Origin of the sequence: Halomonas sp. PBN3 (genome assembly GCF_000475415.1) — a bacterium.
Classification (GTDB): Bacteria; Pseudomonadota; Gammaproteobacteria; order Pseudomonadales; family Halomonadaceae; genus Halomonas; species Halomonas shengliensis.
Genome location: NZ_AXCA01000003.1, coordinates 44,823 through 64,858 on the forward strand (window position 1 = coordinate 44,823; position 20,036 = coordinate 64,858).

Below are 20,036 nucleotides of genomic sequence, written 5' to 3' on the forward strand. Positions count from 1 at the left end.
CAGGAGAATGGCTTCAGTGTGGGGGCGGCGAGAGCCCCCTTCAAGGCGGCGCTCAGCGCTCGGCGTCGCTCTGCGGCGGCGCGAGCTTCTCGGTATCCGAGAGGATGCCGCGCAGGATGTTGAGCTCCATGCGCTCCGGGCGGGCGCGCAGGGTGAAGCGGCGCAGCCGGGCCATCAGCTGGCGCGGGGTCGCCGGGTCGTGGAAGCCGATAGCCACCAGGGTGCGCTCGAGGTGGGCGAAGTAGTGCTCGAGCTCGGCGTGGGTGGCGAGCGCCTGGTCGGGTTCGGGCGGCTCGCCGGGCTGCCCCTCGAGCCAGGCCAGGCGGCACTCGTAGGCCAGCACCTGCACCGCCGCGGCCAGGTTCAGCGAGCTGAAGTCCGGGTTGGTGGGGATATGCACATGGGCGTGGCAGCGCTGCAGCTCGGCGTTGGTCAGCCCGCTGTCCTCGCGGCCGAACACCAGCGCCACCCGGGCGTCCGGGCCGGCCAGCTCCTCGGGCAGGCGTGCGCCCAGCTCGCGGGGGGTGAGCATCGGCCAGGGCAGGGTGCGCGAGCGGGCGCTGGCGCCTACCGCCAGGGTGCAGTCGGCCACCGCCTCCTCCAGGGTGTCCACCACCCGGGCGGCGTGGACCAGGTGGTCGGCGCCGGAGGCCCGCGAGACGCTCTCGGCGGTGACCGGCTCGCAGCGCGGGGCGACCAGGGCCAGGTCCGCCAGGCCCATGTTGTGCATGGCGCGGGCCACCGCGCCGATGTTGCCGGGGTGGCTGGTGCCGATCAGGACGATACGCAGGCGGTCGAGCATGGGGCTTCCCGTGAGGCTGGTGGAGCGGAAGGGGGGAAGTCTAGCATGCCGGCCTCGCGCTTCGAGCCCGATGGCGCGCCCCGCGCGCTTCTGCTAGGATTCGCGCCAACGTTCGACGCGAACGCCCGTTCTTTAACACCACCGACTCCCAAGGCCCGATCATGCATCCGATGGTCCAATTCGCGCTGCGCGCCGCCCGCAGCGCCGGCGAGCAGTTCCTGCGCATCCGCGAGCGCATCGAGAACGCCCACGAAGAGCACAGCCTCGATCGTCTGCTGGAGGACGCCGCCCGCAACGCCGAGTCTCTGATCGTGCGTCAGCTCTCCCGCGGTTACCCCCAGCACGGCGTCGCCGGCCGCTTCACGCCCCACCGCGAGGGAGAGGGCGAGGGCCGCGACGTGCTGTGGCGCATCGAACCCTTCCACGGCTACTCCAACCTCGGCGTCGCCGCCCCCGGCTTCGCCCTGTCGCTGGTGTGCCTGGTCAAGGGCCGTCCGGAGCATGCGGTGGTGATCTGCCCCTTCAGCGACGACGAGTACCTGGCCAGCCGGGGCCGCGGCGCCCAGCACAACGGCAAGCGTATCCGTGTGCCCAAGAGCCACGCCGTCGGCGGCACCCGCATCGCCATGGGGCTGCCCGAGACCTGGCTGCGCAACCGCTACCTGCCCGACTACCTGACCCTGGTGCAGCAGCTCGGCCCGGTGGTGGAGACCCAGCGCGCCACCGGCAGCGGCCTGCTCGACCTCGCCGAGCTCGCCTCCGGGCGCGCCGATGCCGCCTTCGTGCTGGGCCTGGAGGAGCAGGACATGCATGTCGGCAGCCTGCTGCTCAAGGAGGCCGGTGCGCTGATGGGCACCCCCGACGGCCAGCCCACGGTGGCCGTGGAGGGGCGCCTGATGGCGGCCGGGCCGCGCCTCTACAAGGCCCTGGTGCAGCAGCTCAAGCCGCACTTCTGAGCCCCCGGGCCCGGCATAAGAAAGCCCCGCGACGCTTCGGCGTCGCGGGGCTTTCGCGTTTCTGGCCGCCTGGTGTCGGCGTTCAGGCCGGCGCCTGGCAGAGCAGCTCCAGGGCCTCGACGAGGCTTGTCATCTCGTCGTCGGTGCCGATGCTGATGCGCAGGTGGTCGCGCAGCGCCTCGGTGTTGAAGTGGCGCACCAGGATGCCGCGCTCGCGCAGCCCCACGAACAGCTGGGCGGCGTCCTGGTCGGGGTGGCGCACCAGCAGGAAGTTGGCCTGGGACGGCAGCACCTCGAAGCCCAGCCGCGCGAGCGAGGCGCGGGTGCGCTCGCGGGTGGTGATCACCCGCTCGCGGCAGGCCGCGAAGTGCGCGTCGTCGGCCAGGGAGGCGATCGCCAGGGCGCTGGCCAGGCTATCCACCGGGTAGGAGTTGAAGGAGTCCTTGACCCGCTCGAGCCCCTCGATCAGCTCCCGGGAGCCCACCGCATAGCCCAGGCGCAGGCCGGCGAGGCTGCGCGACTTGGAGAAGGTGCCGGTGACCAGCAGGTTGGGGAAGCGCTCCACCAGCGGCACCGCGCTCTCGCCGCCGAAGTCCACGTAGGCCTCGTCCACCAGCACCACCGCCTCGCTGAGCCGCTCGAGCAGGGCGGCGATGGCCGCGCGGCCGTGGCCGTGGCCGGTGGGGGCGTTGGGGTTGGCGAAGATCGCCCCGCCCGCCTCGGCGGAGAAGGCGTCCAGGTCCACCGTCCAGTCGGCGGCCAGCGGCAGGGCGCGGCGCTCGACGCCGTAGAGCCGGCAGTAGACGGGATAGAAGCTGTAGGTGATCGCCGGCATCTCCAGCGGGCGTGGCTGGCGGAAGAAGGCCTGGAAGGCCAGCGCCAGCACCTCGTCGGAGCCGTTGCCCACGAAGACGTTCTCCGCCGACACGCCGAGCGACTCGGCCAGCGCCTCGCGCAGGGCGCGGGACTCGGGGTCGGGATAGCGGCGCAGGTGGTCGGCGGGGAAGTCGCGCAGCGCGGCCTCGACTCCCGGGGCCGGCGGGTAGGGGTTCTCGTTGGTGTTCAGTTTGATCAGGCGTTCGCGGGGCTGCTCGCCGGGCACGTAGGGCGTCAACTCGCGCACCTCGGGGCTCCAGAACTTGCTCATGGCTCTCGCTCGGGTCTGGGAGGGGATGGGAGCATGGTGACCCGCGCGGCCGGGCCGCGCAAGCCACCTTCATGCTAGGCTGGGCGGCCATCCGAGCCACCCTCACAAGAGTCCGCGATGACCGCCCAGATCCTTGCCACCCTGCTGCCGGTATTCCTGATCGCCGGCTGCGGCACCCTCTACGGTCGCTTCCGCAGCCCCGACATCGCCACCCTCAACACCCTCAATATGGAGCTCTTCGTGCCCATGCTGGTGTTCGCGGTGCTGGCCGACGGCCAGGCGCCGCTGGAGGAGTATGCCGGCCTGGCGCTGGGCGGCGCGGTGGTGGTGCTGGGTTCGGGGCTGGTGCTGTGGCCGCTGGTGCGCTGGCTGGGCCTGGAGGTGAAGACCTTCCTGCCGCCGATGATGTTCAACAACTCCGGCAACATGGGAATCCCGCTGCTGCTGCTGGCCTTCGGCGAGGCGGCGCTGCCGGCGGCGGTGGTGCTGTTCATCGTCGAGATGCTGCTGCACTTCACCGTGGGGCTGTGGATGCTCAGCCCCGGCTCGTCGCTGCTGCGCATCCTTCGCTTGCCCATCGTGCTGGCCACCTTCGCCGGCCTGGCGGTCAACCTGTTCGGGCTGCCGCTGCCCGGCTGGCTGCTGGAGGCGCTGCACATGCTGGGCGGGGTGTGCATCCCGCTGCTGCTCTTCGCCCTCGGCGTGCGCATGCTGGACATCGACTTCTCCGACTGGAAGACCGGCCTGCTGGGGGCGCTGCTCTGCCCGCTCTCGGGGCTGGTGCTGGCCGCCCCGCTGGTGTGGTGGCTGGGGCTCTCCGGCCTGCAGGCCGCGGCGCTGTGGGTGTTCGCCGCCCTGCCGCCGGCGGTGCTTAACTACCTGGTGGCGGAGCAGTATCGCCAGGAACCCCACAAGGTCGCCTCGCTGGTGCTGATCGGCAACCTGGGGTCGCTGGTGGTGATGCCGGTGGTGCTGGCGCTGGTGTTCGCCCATGTGCAGGCCGCCGTCGGCGGCTGACCTGTGCGCCGGGCGTATCAGCGGTTATGCTGTGACTCAGGCCGCCGTGGACAGCGGTACACGGTGTCACGCCCACTGCCCAGGAGGACACATATGCAAATCAGGACCTTGCTTGCCGGCTCGGCGCTGCTCGCACTGCTCGCCGGCTGTGCCGCCGGCCCCACCGGAGGCCCCGACGGCGCCGCCGTGGAGCCCGACGAGGAGCGCTACCAGGGCACCCTGCCGTGCCGCAACTGCGACGGCATCGACCTCGACGTGCTGCTGCGCGGCGACGAGCAGGCCGCCGCCGGTGAGCGCACCTTCGAGCTCAACGCCTCCTACCGGGGCCACCCGCAGAGTCCGCCGGACGAGAACTACGCCGGTAACTGGGAGGTGCTGCAGGGCACCGCCGAGGAGCCCGACGCCACCGTCTACGAGCTGACGCCGGACGGCGAGGGGCAGATCTACTACTTCCTGCGCCTCGACCCCCAGACCCTGGAGCTGATCGACCCCCAGCGTCGTCGCTTCCAGAACAGCGAGATGCTGCAGCTCCAGCGGCAGTGATCGCCCGCGCCAGCGCGTGAAACGGGGGGCGGCCTTGGGCCGCCCCCTGCCGTTGTCAGCCACCCCCAGTGACGAGAGAGCCATGGCCAAGGCAAAGAGCGCCTTCGTCTGCACCGAGTGCGGTGCCGAGTACCGCAAGTGGCAGGGGCAGTGCACCAGCTGCCGGGAATGGAACACCCTGAGCGAGGTGCGCCTGGCCACGGCGCGGCCCGGGGCGGGGAGTGGCGCCGCCTCGGGCGCGGCGCGCAGCGGCTACGCCGGCGCCCTGACCCGCGAGGTGGTCGACCTGGCCCAGGTCGACCTCGGCGAGGTGCCCCGGCTCTCCTCCACTTTCGCCGAGTTCGACCGGGTGCTGGGCGGCGGCCTGGTACCGGGCTCGGCGGTGCTGCTGGGTGGCCACCCCGGTGCCGGCAAGTCGACCCTGCTGCTGCAGACCGCCTGCAAGCTGGCCCAGTCGCGCCGGGTGCTCTATGTCACCGGCGAGGAGTCGCTCTCCCAGGTGGCGATGCGCGCCCACCGCCTGCAGCTGCCCACCCAGGGGCTCAAGATGCTGGCCGAGACCAGCGTCGAGACGGTGCTGGCGGTGGCCGAGCGCGAGCGCCCGGAGATACTGATCATCGACTCCATCCAGACCATGCACCTGGAGGAGATCGCCTCGGCCCCCGGGGGCGTGGCCCAGGTGCGCGAATCCGCCGCGGCGCTGACCCGCTTCGCCAAGGGCAGCGATACCGTGCTGCTGCTGGTGGGGCATGTCACCAAGGATGGCACCCTGGCCGGCCCCAAGGTGCTGGAGCACATGATCGACGCCTCGCTGCTGCTGGAGGGGGGCGCCGACTCGCGCTTCCGTACCCTGCGCGGCCAGAAGAACCGCTTCGGTGCGGTCAACGAGCTGGGCGTCTTCGCCATGCTCGAGCACGGCCTCAAGGAGGTGAAGAACCCCAGCGCCATCTTCCTGTCGCGCACCGAGGAGCAGGCCCCGGGGAGCCTGGTGATGGTGGTGTGGGAGGGCACCCGCCCCATCCTGGTGGAGGTGCAGGCGCTGCTCGACGACTCGCCGCTGGGCAACCCGCGGCGGGTGGCGGTGGGCCTCGACGCCAACCGCCTGGCCATGCTGCTCGCCGTGCTGCACCGCCACGGCGGGCTCTTCACCGGCGACCAGGACGTCTTCCTCAACGTGGTGGGGGGCGTGAAGGTGCTCGAGACCAGCGCCGACCTCGCGGTGCTGCTGGCGGTGGTCTCCAGCCTGCAGGGCCGGCCGCTGCCCCGCGAGCTGGTGGTGTTCGGCGAGGTCGGGCTCTCCGGCGAGATCCGCCCGGTGCCCAGCGGCCAGGAGCGCATCGTCGAGGCCGCCAAGCACGGCTTCACCCGCGCCATCGTGCCGCGGGGCAACGCCCCCAAGCGCGGCCCCGAGGGCATGGAGGTGGTCGCCGTGGACAAGCTCGCCGACGCCCTGGAGGCGCTATAGCGGGCCGGGCGCGGTGGGCGAGGCCCCTGGTGTAGAATGATCGGCAACGAACCTGAGGAGACTTCGATGAGCGCCATCCGCCTGACCCAGTACAGCCACGGTGCCGGCTGCGGCTGCAAGATCGCCCCCGACGTGCTCGACGGCATCCTCGCCAAGGCCGGCCCCGGGGCGACCCACTCGCGGCTGATCGTCGGCAACCAGGGCCGCGAGGACGCCGCCGTCTACGACCTCGGCGACGGCCGCGGCATGATCGCCACCACCGACTTCTTCATGCCCATCGTCGACGACCCCTTCGACTTCGGGCGTATCGCCGCCACCAACGCCATCAGCGACATCTACGCCATGGGCGGCACCCCGGTGATGGCGCTGGGCATCCTCGGCTGGCCGCTGGACACGCTGCCCGCCGAGGTGGCCGGCGACGTCATGGCCGGGGCCCAGGCGGTGTGCCGCGAGCTGGGCGTGGCCCTGGCCGGCGGCCACTCCATCGACGCCCCTGAGCCGATCTTCGGCCTGGCGGTCAACGGCCTGGTCGACCTCGCCCACCTCAAGCTCAACAAGGGCGCCAGGCCCGGCGACCTGCTGTTCCTGACCAAGCCGCTGGGGGTGGGCATGCTGACCACCGCCGAGAAGAAGGGGCTGCTGGAGCCCGGCCACCAGGGGCTGGCCCGGGAGACCATGCTGCGCGCCAACCGCATCGGCGAGGAGCTGGCGCGTGTCGCCGGGGTGCACGCCATGACCGACGTCACCGGCTTCGGCCTCGCCGGCCACCTGATCGAGGTGTGCCAGGCCAGCGAGGTGGCCGCCCGCATCGACTTCCGCCGCCTGCCGCGGCTGGCCGAGGCCGAGGCCTACCGCCGCCAGGGTGCGGTACCCGGCGGTACCCTGCGCAACCGCCAGGCGCTGGGCGAGAGCCTGCCCGAGATGGACGAGGCCCACTGGCAGTGGCTCTGCGACCCCCAGACCTCCGGTGGCCTGCTGCTCGCCGTGGACCCGGCCTGGGAGGATGACGTGGAGCGCATCGGCCGCCAGCACGGCCTGACCCTGGCGCCCTTCGGCGAGATCGTCCCGGCTCGCGGCGCGGCGCGCCTCGAGGTGCAGGGATGAGCGAGCTGCCGCTGGTCGAGCCCGACCTCGCGCTGCTGCGCGAGGGGCGGGTACTGATCGACGTGCGGGCCCCGGTGGAGTTCGCCCAGGGGGCGCTGCCGGGGGCGGTGAACCTGCCGCTGATGGACGACGACGAGCGCCACCTGGTCGGCATCGAGTACAAGGCGCGCGGCCAGGCCGCGGCGATCGCCCTGGGCGGGCGGCTGGTCGCCGGCGAGGTCAAGGCGGCGAGGGTGGCGGCGTGGCGCGAGCTGCTCGCGCGCCACCCCGACGCCATCGTCTACTGCTTCCGCGGCGGGCTGCGCTCGCGGATCGCCCAGCAGTGGCTGGCCGAGGCCGGCATCACCCGGCCGCGCATCCGCGGCGGCTGGAAGGCGATGCGTCAGGCGCTCTGCGCGCGCATCGACGCCGCCGCCGCCCAGCCGCTGCTGGTGGTGGGCGGCCTCACCGGCTGCGCCAAGACCGACCTGGTGCTGGCCCTGGACAACGGCCTCGACCTCGAGGGCTGCGCCCGTCACAAGGGCTCCGCCTTCGGTCGCCATCCCCTGGAGGCGCCCAGCCAGATCGACTTCGAGCACGCCATGGGGCGGCGTCTGCTCGACCTGCCGGGCCCCGTGGTGGTCGAGGACGAGTCGCGCCATATCGGCGGCGCCAACCTGCCGCTGGCCTTCTGGGAGGCGATGCAGCGCGCCCCGCGGGTGCGGGTGGAGATGCCGCTGGACTGGCGCCTGGCGCAGATCCATCGCGACTACATCGAGGAGTTGTGGGCGGTCTATCGTCGCCAGTGCGGCGAGTGGCTGGGCTGGACGCTGATGCGCAAGCAGCTGGAGGAGTCCCTGGCCAAGCTGCGCAAGCGCCTGGGCAGCGCACGCCTGGCGCGGCTGCAGCGGCTCCAGGCGCTGGCCTTCCGCGAGCACGAGCGCGGCAACCCCCAGGCCCACGAGGCGTGGCTGGCGCCGCTGCTCACCGAGTACTACGACCCCATGTACCGCTACCAGCTGGAGAAGCGCGACCCGGGCCACTTCCTCCACGTAGGCGACTGGGAGAGCTGTCTGGCGGTGGCCCGGCAGTGGTCCGCGGAGCAGGGGACGGTCACGCCGCCGCGCTCCGCAGCCACTGGCTGAGCAGGCGGTCGAGCAGCGGGGCGAGGCGGTCGAAGCGCCGCGGGTCCGCGAGCATCGCCGCGGCGTCCTGGGCGTGGGGGCTGGCGTCGCTGCCCTCGGGCGGGGCTACATGGGCGAGCAGCGCCTCGACGCTCTCGGCGGTGGCCTCCAGGTGGCAGAGCAGGCCCAGCACGCGGCCGCCGTCCCAGGCGAAGCCTTGCAGCGGGCTCGCCGCGCTGCCGCCCAGCGCCACGGCCTCCTCGGGCAGGGAGAAGACCTCGCGGTGCCACATGAAGGCGTCGAACCGCTCGGGCAGGTCCAGGCCGTTCTCCGCGGCCAGGGTGACGGGGTGCCAGCCGGTCTCGGCGAAGGTCCCGCGGGCCACCACGGCGCCCAGCGCTTCGGCGATCAGGCGGGCTCCGAAGCCGATGCCGAGCAGCGGCTTGTGGCCATCCAGGGCGCGCGCCACCAGCTTGCGCTCGCCCTTCAGCCACGGCAGCCGGTCGCTGTCCAGGGGGCCCTCGGGGCCGTCGAGCAGGATCAGGGCGTCGCCGTCGGCGAGCCTGGGCGGCAGTTCGCCGGCGTCGAGGTGGAACACCGTGTGGCTGTGGCCCATGCTGGTCAGCCAGTCGGCCAGGCGTGCCGGACCCCGGTGCGGGTCGTGCTGCAGCAGATGAACATGCATGGGGGAAACCTCGCCAGCGGATGCAACGGATAGGGGAGCGCAAGGGTACATGAAGGCCGGCTGGAGGGAACAGGTCCTGACCGTCATCGCCGAGATCCCGCCGGGGCGGGTGACCACCTACGGCCGCATCGCCGCCATGGCCGAGGGGGCCACGCCGCGGCTGGTGGCGCGTGCCCTGCGTGAGCTGCCCGAAGGCCACGGCCTGCCGTGGTTCCGCATCATCACCGCCTCACGCAAGCTGGCCGACCATCCCGGCGCCGCGCAACAGCGCCAGCGCCTGGCCGCCGAGGGGGTACTGCTGGATGCCCGTGGCCGGGCGCCGGCGGAGCGCATGTGGCCGTGACGCTCGGTCTGTCCCGGCGATAGTTCTGCGAGGGGGCGCTGTGAATACCTCCTTGTACGCTACCTCGGCCTTCCCTGGTCCTCGGACCCCCTCTTCGCCCTATCCCCGGGGCCTCGCTGATTTTGTGAGCTTAAAGGCACAGATTTTAGACAGGTACACGTCAAGGAGAGTCCATGAGCGGTTTCTTTCAGCGCCTGCAGGGCCTCGAGCCGCGCCGCCAGCAGGCCTTCATGGCGGCGCTGTGCGAGCGGCTGCTGCCCAACTATGCGCTCTACGCCCAGACCACCGGCCACGGCAACCCGGCGGGGCTGCGCGCCATCCTCGAGCTGGTCTGGGAGCGTCTCTCGGTCAGGGAGGCGCGGATCGACTTCGAGCGCCAGGCGGAGAAGCTCGCCGAGCTGGCGCCGCCGGAGGGGGACGACAGCTTCGGGGCGCGGCGTGCCACCGAAGCGGTGGCGGCGCTCTCGGCGCTGCTCGACACCCTGCAGGGCGAGGCGCCCGAGGCGGTGCTGGAGGTGAGCCGTGCGTCGCGAGGAGGCGTGCGAGCCTTCATCGAGCTGACCGAGGGCGAGGAGGACGGCGAGCGCCTGGCCGCCCTGGTGCGCGAGCATCCGCTGATGGCGGACGAGAACGACTTCCAGGACGCGGTGCTGGAGGCGGTGGAGGCGGGCCCGCTGGATCGCGACGCGCTCAAGGCGCTGCGCCGGCTGGGGCGCAACGAGGGCGTCAGCAACCTGGGGCTCTCCGCCGAGGAGTAGTCGCCGGCACGCCGGCCGAAACGCAAAGGGCCCGCCAAGTGGCGGGCCCTTCGCTTGCCTACAGCCGCATCTCGATCCCTCGCTCGGCCATGTAGCGCTTGGCCTCGGGGATGGTGTACTCGCCGAAGTGGAAGATGCTGGCGGCGAGCACGGCGTCGGCGCCGCCCTTGACCACGCCCTCCACCAGGTGGTCGAGGGTGCCCACCCCGCCGGAGGCGATCACCGGCACGCTCACCGCCTCGGCGATGGCATGGGTCACGCCCAGGTCGAAGCCGGCCTTGGTGCCGTCGCGGTCCATGCTGGTGAGCAGCAGCTCGCCGGCGCCGTACTCCACCATCTTCTTCGCCCACTCCACGGCGTCCAGGCCGGTGGGGCGCCGCCCGCCGTGGGTGAAGATCTCCCAGCGCTCGGGCTCGCCCTCGGCGGAGACCTTCTTGGCGTCGATGGCCACCACGATGCACTGGCTGCCGAAGCGCTCGGCGGCCTCGCGCACGAACTCGGGGTTGGTGACCGCGGCGGTGTTGATGGAGACCTTGTCGGCGCCGGCGTTGAGCATGGTGCGGATGTCATCGCAGGTGCGGATGCCGCCGCCCACGGTGAGGGGGATGAACACCTCGCCGGCGATGCGCTCGACCATCTCCACCGTGGTGCCGCGGTCCTCGTGGCTGGCGGTGATGTCGAGGAAGGTGATCTCGTCGGCGCCCTGCTGGTTGTAGCGCTGGGCGATCTCCACCGGGTCGCCGGCGTCGCGGATGCCGATGAAGTTGACCCCCTTGACCACGCGGCCGGCGTCGACGTCGAGGCAGGGGATGATGCGCTTGGCGAGTCCCATGGTGTCAGCTCCCTTCGCGGGCGAGTTCGTCGCACAGCCGCTGGCCCTCGGCGAGGTCCAGGCTGCCTTCGTAGATGGCGCGGCCGGTGATGGCGCCGAGGATCCCGGGCTCCCGGGCGGCCGCCAGGGCGCGCAGGTCGTCGAGGTTGGTCACCCCGCCGGAGGCGATCACCGGCAGGCCGCCGTCGCGGGCAAGCGCCGCGGTGGCCTCGACGTTGACGCCGTTGAGCATGCCGTCCCGGGCGATGTCGGTGTAGACGATGCTGGCGACGCCGTCATCTGCGAAGCGCTTGGCCAGGTCCACCGCCTTGACCTGGGAGACCTCGGCCCAGCCGTCGGTGGCCACGAAGCCGTCGCGGGCGTCGAGGCCGACGATCACGTGGCCCGGGAAGGCGCGGCACATCTCGCCGACGAAGTCGGGCTCCTTGACCGCCTTGGTGCCGATGATCACGTAGGAGACGCCGGCGGCCAGGTAGTGCTCGATGGTCTCGGCACTACGGATGCCGCCGCCGATCTGGATCGGCAGCGTCGGGTAGCGGCGGGCGATGGCGGTCACCGCCTCGCCGTTGACCGGCTTGCCCTCGAAGGCGCCGTTGAGATCCACCAGGTGCAGGCGGCGGGCGCCGGCGTCGACCCAGCGCTCGGCCATGGCCACCGGGTCGTCGCCGTAGGTGGTGGCGTCATCCATGCGCCCCTGCTTGAGGCGCACGCACTGGCCGTCCTTGAGGTCGATGGCGGGAATTACCAGCATGTCAGGCTCCTGTGGATTCGGGATGGGCGCAGTTCAGGGCGTCCATTGTACGAAGTTCTCGAGCAGCCTGAGGCCGGCCCGCGAGCTCTTCTCGGGGTGGAACTGCACGGCGAAGGTGGCGTCGCGGCCGATGGCCACATGGGCCTGGACGCGGCCGTAGTCGGTGGTGCCGTACACGCACGCCTCGTCGCTGGCCGCCACGTAGTAGCTGTGCACGAAGTAGAAGTGCTCGTCCTGGTCGATACCCTCCCACAGCGGGTGCTGGCGGTGCTGGTGCACCAGGTTCCAGCCCATGTGGGGTACCTTGAGGCGCTGGCCCAGGTCGTCGCGCATGTCGGCGGGGAAGCGCTTCACCTCGCCGCCGAGGAAGCCCAGGCAGTCGACGCCGCCGTTCTCCTCGCTGCGCTCCAGCAGCATCTGCTGGCCCACACAGATGCCCAGCAGCGGCTTCTCCTGGCTGGCTAGCAGCTCCTCCACCAGGCCGCGCAGCTCGGTCCTCTCCAGCTCGCCGAGGCAGTCGCGAATGGCGCCCTGGCCGGGCAGCACCAGGCGGGTGGCGCCGAGGATGCGGCGGGGGTCACGGGTGACCACCACGTTCTCGTGGGTGACGTGCTCCAGTGCCTTGGCGACGGAATGCAGGTTGCCCATTCCGTAGTCGATGACGGCAATGGTCATGGGGCGCTCCTCGTTGGGTGGTACAGGGCCTTACAGGCTGCCCTTGGTGGAGGGCATCTGCCCGACCATGCGCGGGTCCGGCGCCACGGCCATGCGCAGGGCGCGGCCGAAGGCCTTGAAGATGGTCTCCGCCTGGTGGTGGGCGTTCTCGCCCTTCAGGTTGTCGATGTGCAGGGTCACCCGGGCATGGTTGACGAAGCCCTGGAAGAACTCCTGAAACAGCTGGGTATCCAGGCGGCCGATGACGGCGCGGGTGAAGGCGACGTCCATGAACAGCCCCGGGCGGCCGGAGAAGTCCACCACCACCCGCGAGAGCGCCTCGTCCAGCGGCACATAGGCGTGGCCGTAGCGGTAGATGCCGCGCTTGTTGCCGATCGCCTGGTCGAAGGCCTGGCCCAGGGTGATGCCGAGGTCCTCGACGGTATGGTGATCATCGATATGCAGGTCGCCCTCGGCGTGGATGTCGAGGTCGATCAGGCCGTGGCGGGCCACCTGGTCGAGCATGTGATCGAGGAAGGGCACGCCGGTCTCGCAGTTCAGCTTGCCGCTGCCGTCGAGGTTGACGGAGACGCGGATCCGGGTCTCCTGGGTGTCACGGCTGACCGTGGCGATACGCTCGGACATTAAGGCTCTCCAGCGCCGGGGCGCAGTGGGAAGGGGCGATGACGAAGCCGCCATTATAGAGAATCGCGACGCCCATCCGCTACAATGCCCCCATTCACCATATTGCCCGTCGCACGGTGGCGCCCGCTGCCGTCCCGGCTCAGGGAGGTTCTTTTCATGCCGGTGACTCTGCACCCCGTCGATCGGGGCGCCTGGGAAGCGGATGCCCAGGCCCAGACCGATCTCGCCCGCATCTACGCCGATGCCCCCGCCGAGCGGCTGCCCGCTCCGGTCGACGCCTTCATCGAACAGCACCTGACGGCGGGGTACGCCTTCCTCTGTGCCCGCTTCAACGACCGCCTGATCGGCGCCATGGCATGCCGCGACGACGGCACGGCCTGGTGGCTGTCGCACTTCTGCGTGCGCAAGCCGACCCGTCGCCGCGGGGTGGGGACGCGCCTGCTGGCGCTGGTCGGCCAGGCGGCGGCCGCCGAGGGGCGTCGCCTGTGCGCCGAGGCCTCCCAGCTGCAGATGGCCGACCAGGTGCTGCTCTCGCGGCTCGGCTATCGCCTCGACCGCGACGGTGACCACTATCGCCTGGTGTTGCCCGGCCAGCCTCCGGAGGCCCCGCGATGAAGCGACTGCTCAGCACCCTGCTGGCCGCCATCGGCATCGTCGCCGTGCTGGCGGTGGCGGCGGTGATCTATGTCACCACCTTCCTCGATCCCGAGGACCTCAAGCCCCGTCTCGAGGCGGTGGTGCAGGAGCAGACGGGGCTGAACCTCGCCCTGGAGGGGCCCATCGCCTGGTCTTTCTACCCGCGGCTCGGGGTCAGCGTCGAGCTGGCCCAGGCCTGGCTGCCGGCGCAGGCGGCAGGCGAGGATCCTGCCTTCATGGCCTTCCAGCGCGCCGAGGTCAGCCTGGGGGTGGCCTCGCTCATGCGCGGCGAGGTGGCCATCGACGGCATGACCCTCAACGGCCTGCGCCTCAACCTGGTGCGCGACGAGCAGGGGCGCGGCAACTGGGAGCCCCTGGTGGAGCGCCTGGCCGCGCCCGACCAGGAGGCCGCTGCCCCCCGGCCGGCAGGCGCCTCCTCGGCGCCGGTGCCGGGTGGCGGTGGCGGCCTGACGGTGGCCTTCAACATCGCCAGCGTCGAGGTCAGGGACGGCGAGGTGAACTACCGTGACCGGGCCGGCGACCGCTCGCTGCGCCTCAAGGGGCTCTCGGTCAGCGGTCGCAACGTCAATCCGCGCAACCCCTTCCCACTGCAGTCCAGCTTCCAGGTGCTCGGCTACGACACCTCGACGGGGCTCGACGACACCGTGCCCCTCCTGGCCAGCGACGTGGACGTCAATGGCCGCCTTACCCTGGCGCTGGCCGAGCGCCGCTACACCCTCGAGGCGTTCTCCCTGGCCACCAGCAACCGGCTGCCCGGCATGGAGCCCTCCCAGGACCTGGCGCTCGAGGGCGAGCGCCTGGTGGTCGACATGGCCGAGCGCCGCCTGGAGCTGGAGCCCGCCACCCTGGAGGCGACCCTGGCGCATCCCGCCCTGGGGGAGTCGCCGCTGCCGCTCACCCTGGCGCTCGCCATGGAGGCGGACCTCGCGGAGGGCGCCGCCCGGCTGCGTGACCTGGAGCTGACCGGCGAGCATGGCCTGCGCCTGAGCGGCAACCTCAACCTGGCCGGGCTGGGCGAGGCGCCCCGCTATGACGGCCAGCTGCGCCTAGCGCCCCTCTCCCTGCGCCCCTGGCTGGAGCGCTTCGATCGCCTGCCTGCCACCACGGATCCCGAGGCCCTTACCGATGTGGCCCTGACCAGCCCCCTGGAGGGGGACCTGGACCGGGTGGCGCTGACCGGCCTGACCCTGCTGCTGGACGGCAGCACCTTCACCGGCCGCCTCGACGCCGGCCTCGGCGGCGAGCGCCTGGAGGCCGAGCTGCAGGGGGACAGCCTCGACCTGGATGCCTACCTGCCGCCCGGCCAGGGCGAGGCCGAGGCGAGCGCCGGCCTGGCGCTCCCCGGCGTGGCACGGGCCTTCGCCCAGGGCGAGCCGCAACCGCTGCCCCTGGCATGGCTGCACCCCCTGTCGCTGGATGCCGAGCTGCGCCTGAGCCAACTGCGGCTGGCCGGGCTGGATGCCACCGATGTCACCCTGGCGCTGGCGGGCAGCGACGGGCGCCACCGCCTGGAGACGCTGGAGGCCGCCTTCTACGAGGGCAGCCTCGCCGCCCAGGGAGAGCTGGACCTCACCCGCGAGCCCGCCGCCTGGCGGCTGGCCCCCCGCCTGGAGCGGGTGCGCGTCGATGCCCTGCTGGAAGCGCTGGGCGAGGGTGAGGAGAAGGCGCCGCTGCGCGGTCGCGTCTTCGTCGAGGGCGAATTGACGACCCGTGGCAACGCCTGGCCCGAGATGCGCCGTGGCCTCGGCGGGCGCCTGGTCACGCGGCTCGACGACGGCGCCATCCTCGAGGTCAACGCCTCCCGCGAGCTGTGCACCGCGGTGGCGACCCTGGAGGGCGAGCAGCCCCAGCGCGACTGGGCCCCCGATACCCGCTTCGACCGCGCCGAGGCGACCCTGGTGTTCCGCGAGGGGGTGATGGAGAGCGACGACCTCACCATTACCCTGCCGGGCATCGACATGGGCGGCGAGGGCTGGCTCGACCTCACCAGCCGGCGCTTCGACCTGCGCGGCGCGGCCCGGGTGGTGGATACCGCCGACCTCGCCTGCGAGGTCAACCCGCGCCTCGAGCGCCTGCCCTTCCCGGTACGCTGCGAGGGTAACCTCGACGGCGACAGCGCCGAGTGGTGCCGCTTCGATCGCGAGGCCTTCCAGGGGGCCATCGGCGAGGCCCTGCGCCAGGAGCTGCAGCAGCGCGCCGGCGAGGAGGTGGAGGAGCGCCTCGGTGGCGCCCTCGACCAGCTCGAGGAGCGCATCGGCGGGGAGGCCGGCGGGGAACTCCGCGACGCCCTGCGCGGTCTCTTCGAGTGAGCCAAGTCAGTCCCTGCGCCGGCCCCGTGCCGGCGCCTTTTTTTGAGTACCGATGAGCGATACGCCGACCCCCGTCCTGGCCCCCCAGGCCTTCCAGCGTCGCCTGCTCGACTGGTTCGACGCCCATGGCCGCCACGACCTGCCCTGGCAGCGTGACCGCACTCCCTACCGGGTGTGGGTCTCCGAGATCATGCTGCAGCAGACGCAGGTGACCACGGTGATTCCCTACTTCGAGCGCTTCATGGCGCGGTTTCCCGACGTCGCCGCCCTGGCAGGGGCGGAGCAGGACGAGGTGTTGCACCTGTGGACCGGGCTCGGCTACTACGCCCGCGGGCGCAACCTGCACAAGGCGGCGCAGGTGATCGTCGACGAACACGGCGGCGAGCTGCCGGAGGCGGTGGAGGCGCTCGCGGCGCTGCCCGGCATTGGCCGCTCCACCGCCGGGGCCATCGTCGCCCAGAGCCGCGGGCGCCGCGCGGTGATCCTCGACGGCAACGTCAAGCGCAGCCTCACCCGGCTGCATGCCGAGCGGGGCTGGCCCGGACGCCCGGCGGTGGAGCGCCGGCTGTGGGCCCTGGCGGAGCACTACACCCCCCACGAGCGGCTGGCTGACTACACCCAGGCGATGATGGACCTGGGGGCCACCCTGTGCCGGCGCGGCACGCCGGAATGCGGGCGCTGCCCCTTCGCCGACGTGTGCCTGGCCCATGCCCGGGGCGAGGAGCGCCGCTTCCCGGAATCGAAGCCCAGGAAGGCGCTGCCCACCCGTGCCACCCAGATGCTGCTGCTGCGCGACGCCGAAGGGCGCGTGCTGCTGGAGCAACGCCCCTCCAGCGGCCTGTGGGGCGGGCTCTGGAGCCTGCCCCAGTTCGATGATGCCCCGGCCCTCGAGGCCTGGCTGGACGCCCATGCACCGAGCAGCGAGCTCGCGCCCGCCTGGAACCCCTTCGTCCATGTCTTCAGCCACTTCCGACTGGAGATCACCCCGCGCCCGGCGCGGATCCCGCGCCTCGACTCGATCGGCGAGAGCCGCCGCTGGTACGACCCCGCACGACCCGATGCCCTGGGCCTGGCGGCACCGGTGAAGCGCCTGCTGGCAAGCCTGGCCCCCTTCACCCTCGAGGCGCCGCCGAGCCCCAAAGAGAGCATTTCCAAGGAGAGTCCATGAGCCAGACCGTATTCTGTCGCAAGTACCAGCAGGAGCTCGAGGCCCTGCCGTTCCCGCCGCTGCCCGGCAAGAAGGGTCAGGAGATCCAGGCCAGCGTCTCGAAGCAGGCCTGGGAGGAGTGGCAGGCGCTGCAGACCCGGCTGATCAACGAGAAGCACCTCAACATGCTCGACCCGACCTCCCGGGAGTACCTGATGGAGCAGATGGAGCGCTTCCTGGACAACCGCGAGACCGACCAGGCCGAGGGCTATGTCCCGCCCTCATCCTGATGAAACGAAAGGGGTTGACGGGGAAAGGCGGTTAGGGTTTAATACGCACCGTTGGCAAAGGCCAGATAGCTCAGTTGGTAGAGCAGGGGATTGAAAATCCCCGTGTCGGCGGTTCGATTCCGTCTCTGGCCACCACGCTGCTGGGGTATCGCCAAGTGGTAAGGCACCGGTTTTTGGTATCGGCATTCCCAGGTTCGAATCCTGGTACCCCAGCCATCGCCAACCTCGTTTCCGAAAGACCGTGGACCCTGTTCACGGTCTTTCTCGCTGAGAGGGCCGAATCCTCTCACGCCGTGGCAAGCGCGGCATCGCCGGCATAGCTCAGTTGGTAGAGCAACTGACTTGTAATCAGTAGGTCCCGGGTTCGACTCCTGGTGCCGGCACCATTTAAGCCTTTATTTTTCAGCGTCTTAGACGCTATATCAACCGCCCTCGCTGGCGGTTTTTTTGTGCGTGTCAACATTGTGTCGACCGAGGTGGGCGACGGGGTTGAGCTTAACGGCTTCTTCAAGGTGGTCGGGCGCGAAGTGGGCGTAACGCATGGTCATGGTGATGGATTGGTGGCCCAGGATGCGTTGCAGGACGAGGATGTTGCCGCCATTCATCATGAAGTGACTGGCAAAGGTATGACGGAGGACGTGAGTGAGCTGACCGCGAGGGAGCTGGAAGCCGAGATCCTGGATCGCCGTCTGGAAGGCCTTGTAGGCGTTGACGAAGAGGCGGCCGAGCGGACGGCGGTGGCGGAGCTGGCCGACGAGTCGAGCGTCGAGGGGGACGGTGCGGGTCTTGCCGGACTTGGTGGCAACGAAGGTGACGCGATACTTGCCGAGCTGTTCGGCGCGAAGGGTCTGGGCTTCACTCCAGCGAGCGCCGGTGGAGAGGCAAAGCAGGGTGATGAAATAGCAATCCCGGTTGGGCTTGGCCTTGAGGTGGGCCAGAAGGAGGCGGACCTGGTCGAGGGTGAGGAACGCCATTTCCGTCTCGTCTGTGCGGATCTTGCGGACGTTGGCGAGGGGGTTGGGGCCCTGCCAGAGGTCGAGGCGTTGGAGCTCGGAGAAGACGGCCTTGAGATAGGCGTGTTCGTGGTTCACGGAGGAGGGTTTGACCTCCTGGAGGCGACGGGTGCGGTACTCGGCCCAGTCCTGGGCGGTGAAGGCGTCGGCCTGGGGGTTGTCGAGGGCGGCACAGAGGTTGCGGAGTGAGCGCAGCCGGTCGGGGCCACTCTTGAGGGTGTGGCCATGATGGGCGTGCCAGAGGTCGACGAGATCCCGGAGCGTACGCGTGTCGCGCTTGGGCGGGGCATAGTCGTGACCCGCAGAGGCCTTGCCCTGGACGTGGCGTTCGAAGCGCTTGGCTTCGGCCTGTGTTTTGAAGGTTTTACGGATGCGGCGAGATCCACGGCCGCCTGGCTGAATGTCGACCTGCCAGCCTGTCTTGACCTTGCGGATCGTCATGCCGCTTTCCCGAGAAGTCGTCGTTCCAGTAGACGTTGCTCGACGAGCTGGCGGAAATCGCCGGCGTCAACGCCGCGTCGTCGGTAGTACTCGGCGAGGTCGTCCCACATGCCGGAGCGTTGCAGGTAGCGGATAGCTTGGTGAGTACGAAAGCCTTGGCGGGCATAGATGCTGATGAGGTTGCCGAAGGCGAGGCAGATGTTCTTTTCGTTACCGAGGCCTGGGGCCTTGCGGGCGCGCTTGTACATGAAGTCAGGGGCGTCGCAGTAGAAGCGGGCGTCGTCCTGGAGGAGCTGCCAGGCGGGGTCGATAAGGTTGCGGGAGTGATCCAGGCGATAGGACTGCATGGCGGAGCGCCAGAGGCCGGTGAGGTGAGGGACGGTGTCGAGGAAGCGGGCGAAGCCGGTGTCGTCGAGGACTTCGCCGGTGTCGACGTTGCAGGGGATGGCGCGGGCGTACTCGGCGAGCACGGACTGATGGAAGCGCATTTCGATACGCCAGACATCGGCGTCGGGATCGTAAGCTTGGGCGAGGTCGTCGGTGGTGGCGTCCTTCCAGATATTTTCCCAGAAGTGGATCTTGTCGCGGTGGTGGGCTTCGCGGGTCTTGTTGTAGATGGCGCACTGGAGGGCACCGGCGGTGCCGAACATGAGGGTTTCGGCGCGGCCGTAGGTGGTGGCGATGCCACCCTGTTCGAGGGTGAGGGAGTCGATGCCGTCGATCTTCATGACCTTCTTGGAGCGGGTGACGAAGCGATCCATGAAGTCCTTGGGCGGTTCCCAGCCCTGGACGTCCAGGGCGAGGTGGACGGCGCAGCCGGCGGGCTCGAGGTGGGCGAGCATGTGCTTGGCGATATTGTCCATGAAGGCTTGGCACTCGCTGGGGTCGAGCTCGTGAATGAAGTGGGGCGATAGCTCGATCTTGAGGTGGGTACCGAGGGTGTCGACCTTCACGTGACGGGCCTGGAAGAAGATGATCACGCCGAGCTGATTGTTCTGCAGGCGGTAGCGGAAGCCGGAGCCGGCAGCGCCGGCACCCACAGCCCAGGTAGTGCCGAAGAGGTCGATCTTGGCGCCACGGCCTTCGTGATAGGCCTCGATGATCTCGTGGAACTGAGACAGGCAAGGAGTGCCGCGATAGAGCTGGCGGACGGTGTCCACGCCGGCATGCAGGATTCTGACCCGGTCGAGCTCGCGCTGGCCCTTGGGACTGATGAACAGACGGCCGTAGGTGTCGGCTTCGCCCCTGGCCAGCGATTCAGGTGAATAGCGTTCCCATCGATTCATTTTTTTAATTCCCTTCAATGTGCGTTAGTGAGCTCTCATAGTCAGTGACGTTGTCACTCTGCGAGACGTGTTACAGGGAGGGTCTCGC

General features: G+C 70.4%; 21 protein-coding genes and 3 tRNA genes. 15 read left to right on the forward strand and 9 right to left on the reverse strand.

The features are described 5' to 3' along the window. Positions 1–52: 52 nt before the first annotated feature. Entirely contained in the window at positions 53–802 is a 750-nt protein-coding gene (trmJ, locus tag Q673_RS19810; protein ID WP_023004354.1) for a tRNA (cytosine(32)/uridine(32)-2'-O)-methyltransferase TrmJ, read from the reverse strand. A 161-nt stretch (positions 803–963) separates the two neighbouring features. On the opposite strand from trmJ, the gene Q673_RS19815 reads away from it, so the two are divergent. Continuing rightward, complete coding sequence (locus tag Q673_RS19815) at positions 964–1,758, forward strand: inositol monophosphatase family protein (protein ID WP_023004355.1); 795 nt, start codon at positions 964–966, stop codon at positions 1,756–1,758. An 82-nt stretch (positions 1,759–1,840) separates the two neighbouring features. On the opposite strand, the gene hisC is transcribed toward Q673_RS19815, so the two are convergent. Beyond that, on the reverse strand, positions 1,841–2,905 hold the full coding sequence (hisC, locus tag Q673_RS19820) for a histidinol-phosphate transaminase (RefSeq protein ID WP_023004356.1): 1,065 nt from the start codon (positions 2,903–2,905) through the stop codon (positions 1,841–1,843). A 117-nt stretch (positions 2,906–3,022) separates the two neighbouring features. Here hisC and Q673_RS19825 point away from each other — a divergent pair, with 117 nt between their 5' ends. The 5 genes from Q673_RS19825 to mnmH all read left to right on the forward strand — a co-directional run bounded on the left by Q673_RS19825 (position 3,023) and on the right by mnmH (position 8,158). Beyond that, positions 3,023–3,922, forward strand: coding sequence for an AEC family transporter (locus Q673_RS19825; protein WP_023004357.1), 900 nt, complete (start codon positions 3,023–3,025; stop codon positions 3,920–3,922). A gap of 93 nt (positions 3,923–4,015) precedes the next feature. After that, the gene (locus Q673_RS19830) at positions 4,016–4,465 is read left to right on the forward strand and encodes a copper resistance protein NlpE N-terminal domain-containing protein (protein ID WP_023004358.1); all 450 of its coding nucleotides are present in this window, start codon (positions 4,016–4,018) and stop codon (positions 4,463–4,465) included. Positions 4,466–4,547: 82 nt separating this feature from the next. After that, positions 4,548–5,930 (forward strand): DNA repair protein RadA, encoded by a 1,383-nt coding sequence (gene radA, locus Q673_RS19835; RefSeq protein ID WP_023004359.1) that lies wholly within the window; start codon positions 4,548–4,550, stop codon positions 5,928–5,930. 66 nt (positions 5,931–5,996) lie between these two features. After that, positions 5,997–7,034 carry a selenide, water dikinase SelD gene (gene selD, locus Q673_RS19840; RefSeq protein ID WP_023004360.1) on the forward strand — a complete coding sequence of 346 codons (1,038 nt, stop codon included), beginning with the start codon at positions 5,997–5,999 and terminating at the stop codon, positions 7,032–7,034. Further along, complete coding sequence (mnmH, locus tag Q673_RS19845; RefSeq protein ID WP_023004361.1) at positions 7,031–8,158, forward strand: tRNA 2-selenouridine(34) synthase MnmH; 1,128 nt, start codon at positions 7,031–7,033, stop codon at positions 8,156–8,158. The genes selD and mnmH overlap by 4 nt, the downstream gene beginning before the upstream one ends. Here the strand turns inward: mnmH and Q673_RS19850 are convergent. Next, positions 8,127–8,822 carry a type 1 glutamine amidotransferase gene (locus tag Q673_RS19850; protein ID WP_023004362.1) on the reverse strand — a complete coding sequence of 232 codons (696 nt, stop codon included), beginning with the start codon at positions 8,820–8,822 and terminating at the stop codon, positions 8,127–8,129. The two genes, mnmH and Q673_RS19850, sit on opposite strands and share 32 nt — an antisense overlap. Positions 8,823–8,871: 49 nt before the next feature. Between Q673_RS19850 and Q673_RS19855 the strand changes: the two genes are divergently transcribed. Together Q673_RS19855 and Q673_RS19860 are read left to right on the forward strand one after the other, a co-directional pair. Continuing rightward, positions 8,872–9,165 (forward strand): MGMT family protein, encoded by a 294-nt coding sequence (locus Q673_RS19855; RefSeq protein ID WP_023004363.1) that lies wholly within the window; start codon positions 8,872–8,874, stop codon positions 9,163–9,165. 173 nt (positions 9,166–9,338) lie between these two features. Next, the gene (locus tag Q673_RS19860; RefSeq protein WP_023004364.1) at positions 9,339–9,923 is read left to right on the forward strand and encodes a YjaG family protein; all 585 of its coding nucleotides are present in this window, start codon (positions 9,339–9,341) and stop codon (positions 9,921–9,923) included. Between the two features lie 58 nt (positions 9,924–9,981). Here the strand turns inward: Q673_RS19860 and hisF are convergent, their stop codons facing one another. Genes hisF through hisB form a run of 4 tightly spaced genes read right to left on the reverse strand, consistent with a single transcriptional unit; the run spans position 9,982 to position 12,805 of the window. Further along, complete coding sequence (gene hisF, locus Q673_RS19865; protein WP_023004365.1) at positions 9,982–10,755, reverse strand: imidazole glycerol phosphate synthase subunit HisF; 774 nt, start codon at positions 10,753–10,755, stop codon at positions 9,982–9,984. A 4-nt stretch (positions 10,756–10,759) separates the two neighbouring features. Beyond that, a complete protein-coding gene (gene hisA, locus Q673_RS19870; protein ID WP_023004366.1) occupies positions 10,760–11,506 on the reverse strand; it encodes a 1-(5-phosphoribosyl)-5-[(5-phosphoribosylamino)methylideneamino]imidazole-4-carboxamide isomerase in 747 nt (248 codons plus the stop codon). Positions 11,507–11,539: 33 nt separating this feature from the next. Next, entirely contained in the window at positions 11,540–12,181 is a 642-nt protein-coding gene (gene hisH / locus Q673_RS19875) for an imidazole glycerol phosphate synthase subunit HisH (RefSeq protein ID WP_023004367.1), read from the reverse strand. A 30-nt stretch (positions 12,182–12,211) separates the two neighbouring features. Next, positions 12,212–12,805, reverse strand: coding sequence for an imidazoleglycerol-phosphate dehydratase HisB (gene hisB, locus Q673_RS19880; RefSeq protein WP_023004368.1), 594 nt, complete (start codon positions 12,803–12,805; stop codon positions 12,212–12,214). A 156-nt stretch (positions 12,806–12,961) separates the two neighbouring features. Between hisB and Q673_RS19885 the strand changes: the two genes are divergently transcribed. The 7 genes from Q673_RS19885 (at position 12,962) to Q673_RS19915 (ending at position 17,594) form a co-directional block, all read left to right on the forward strand. Then, the gene (locus Q673_RS19885) at positions 12,962–13,420 is read left to right on the forward strand and encodes an acetyl-CoA sensor PanZ family protein (protein ID WP_023004369.1); all 459 of its coding nucleotides are present in this window, start codon (positions 12,962–12,964) and stop codon (positions 13,418–13,420) included. Next, positions 13,417–15,771, forward strand: a complete 2,355-nt coding sequence (locus Q673_RS19890) for an AsmA family protein (protein WP_023004370.1) — start codon at positions 13,417–13,419, stop codon at positions 15,769–15,771. Before Q673_RS19885 ends, Q673_RS19890 begins: the two co-directional genes overlap by 4 nt. Positions 15,772–15,823: 52 nt before the next feature. Beyond that, the gene (mutY, locus tag Q673_RS19895; RefSeq protein WP_023004371.1) at positions 15,824–16,939 is read left to right on the forward strand and encodes an A/G-specific adenine glycosylase; all 1,116 of its coding nucleotides are present in this window, start codon (positions 15,824–15,826) and stop codon (positions 16,937–16,939) included. Next, positions 16,936–17,208, forward strand: coding sequence for an oxidative damage protection protein (locus Q673_RS19900; RefSeq protein WP_023004372.1), 273 nt, complete (start codon positions 16,936–16,938; stop codon positions 17,206–17,208). The genes mutY and Q673_RS19900 overlap by 4 nt, the downstream gene beginning before the upstream one ends. A gap of 59 nt (positions 17,209–17,267) precedes the next feature. Continuing rightward, positions 17,268–17,343, forward strand: a tRNA-Phe gene (locus tag Q673_RS19905). 6 nt (positions 17,344–17,349) lie between these two features. Then, positions 17,350–17,424 (forward strand) — tRNA-Gln (locus Q673_RS19910). A 94-nt stretch (positions 17,425–17,518) separates the two neighbouring features. Continuing rightward, positions 17,519–17,594, forward strand: a tRNA-Thr gene (locus Q673_RS19915). A gap of 36 nt (positions 17,595–17,630) precedes the next feature. Here Q673_RS19915 and Q673_RS19920 read toward each other — a convergent pair. Together Q673_RS19920 and Q673_RS19925 are read right to left on the reverse strand one after the other, a co-directional pair. After that, entirely contained in the window at positions 17,631–18,662 is a 1,032-nt protein-coding gene (locus tag Q673_RS19920; RefSeq protein ID WP_023004373.1) for a phage integrase, read from the reverse strand. After that, a complete protein-coding gene (locus Q673_RS19925) occupies positions 18,659–19,948 on the reverse strand; it encodes a hypothetical protein (protein WP_023004374.1) in 1,290 nt (429 codons plus the stop codon). Before Q673_RS19925 ends, Q673_RS19920 begins: the two co-directional genes overlap by 4 nt. Between the last annotated feature and the right edge of the window lie 88 nt (positions 19,949–20,036).